3 protein-coding genes are annotated in these 1,640 nt (G+C 65.7%); 1 reads left to right on the forward strand and 2 read right to left on the reverse strand.

Annotated elements, in window-relative coordinates:
* A partial coding sequence (locus tag BRAS3809_RS33850; RefSeq protein WP_035660394.1) for an SIR2 family NAD-dependent protein deacylase occupies positions 1 to 736 on the reverse strand: 736 nt, incomplete at its 3' end.
* 347 nt (positions 737 to 1,083) lie between these two features.
* On the opposite strand from BRAS3809_RS33850, the gene BRAS3809_RS36955 reads away from it, so the two are divergent.
* The gene (locus tag BRAS3809_RS36955; protein WP_170323369.1) at positions 1,084 to 1,248 is read left to right on the forward strand and encodes a hypothetical protein; all 165 of its coding nucleotides are present in this window, start codon (positions 1,084 to 1,086) and stop codon (positions 1,246 to 1,248) included.
* 76 nt (positions 1,249 to 1,324) lie between these two features.
* Here BRAS3809_RS36955 and BRAS3809_RS33855 read toward each other — a convergent pair whose 3' ends face one another.
* Complete coding sequence (locus tag BRAS3809_RS33855; RefSeq protein ID WP_008966520.1) at positions 1,325 to 1,594, reverse strand: hypothetical protein; 270 nt, start codon at positions 1,592 to 1,594, stop codon at positions 1,325 to 1,327.
* Between the last annotated feature and the right edge of the window lie 46 nt (positions 1,595 to 1,640).

The following is a 1,640-nucleotide window of genomic DNA, read 5'->3' on the forward strand; positions in this document are numbered from 1 at the left end:
GTACTTCGCCGATGTCGTGGTGAATGACGAGATCGGCAACGTCGTCCTGATCGGTCGGTTCCCGGTTGATGATCACGAGGCGTGCACCCGCCTGCTTTGCCATCAGCGGAAAGCCCGCCGCCGGCCATACAACCAGCGATGAGCCGATCGCGATGAAGAGGTCGCAGTGCTGCGCGAGTTCGGCCGCGCGTTGCATCTCATCCTCCGGCATGGACTGTCCGAAGGATACAGTCGCCGTCTTCACCGGCTCGGCACACTCTGGACAATCCGGCGCGCCGTCGCGCTCGAAGCGCTCCCGCACCCAGCCGAGCTCGTAGCGCTGCCCGCATCCGATGCAGCGCGCATAGGTGGTGTTGCCGTGCAGCTCGATGACGTGCTCGGCGGCGAAGCCGGACTCCTGATGCAGATTGTCGATGTTCTGGGTGATCACGGCCGGGATCTTCCCGGCGCGATACAGCGCGGCCAGCGCGCGGTGACCGCGGCCGGGACGCGCTGCGGCAAACGTCTCCTGCATCGCAAAGCGCCGCCGCCACGCCTCGTCGCGGGCATCCTGGCTGGCGACGAACTCCTGAAAGTCGATCGGCCGGTTGCGCGTCCAAAGTCCTCCCGGCGAGCGGAAATCGGGAATGCCGGACTCGGTCGAGATGCCGGCGCCGGTAAACGGCACGATGACGCGCGCGGCCGCGATCATGTCGCCAAGGCGGTTGACGCCATCCTGGAGATCGCGGGTCATCATCGGCGGCAGCTCCAAAACGTCCCACGTCGCAACTCAGCTCTCCCACCCTTACCACGTCTGCGGCAGCACCACGCTGCGACGTTGCGGCCATTGTGCATCATGAGGAACCAGCATCGCGCAATGCAAGCGACACGAGTCCCGGACGCAGCCGCTACCTCCGGGATCGAGGCGACAGTCGGGTGGCCGGCTCTCTCCCCAGATGAAATCGAGTCCGCGGGATAGCCAAGCGAGCGTGTCCGCAATCACGCCGTAATCGGACAGCCACATCACGCCAGCGATTCGCCAGGAAGTTTGTCACGCGTCTCATGGCTGGACTCGCCGAAGTGCGACCGGAGCAGTGAGGATCCGTGGGACAGAACGAGACGCATGACGATCGGCGGACGCAGGAACGCGCCGAGATCGCGGCAAGACTTGCACGATTCAAGTCGACGCAGGACAGGTTCGCGCGCGAGCGCGAGGAGTTCGCACGGCAGGCCTGGCGCAAGGCCCAGCGCGGCGAGGCCGCTGAATGAACCTGATCTGCATCGCGGCATGAAAAGAGCCCGGGGGCCGATGCCGCCCGGGCTCCGGAGCACCTCACCGGCTCGCTTACCAGTGATGGTGCCAATGGTGATAGCGGTGATAGTAGGGCCCGCCGTAATAGGCGTAGGGTCCGGGTCCATAGACGTAGCGCGGGCCGTAGTAATAGCCGTAGTCCGGACCATAATAGTACGGATGCGACGCCGCGATTGCGCCGGCCGTCAGCGCGCCGGCCGCCAGTCCGAAGGCAAGGCCAGGACCGATGCCGCGGGCCTGGGCGGGCGCCGGTGCGACCAGCGCGGTTGCGGCGACGGCGCCTGCGGTCGCCAGAACAGCCAATGCTTTCGCATGGTTGTGTCCTCGATTTCGATGCGTCCAAACAACG

This window comes from Bradyrhizobium sp. STM 3809 (assembly GCF_000239795.1).
GTDB lineage: Bacteria > Pseudomonadota > Alphaproteobacteria > Rhizobiales > Xanthobacteraceae > Bradyrhizobium.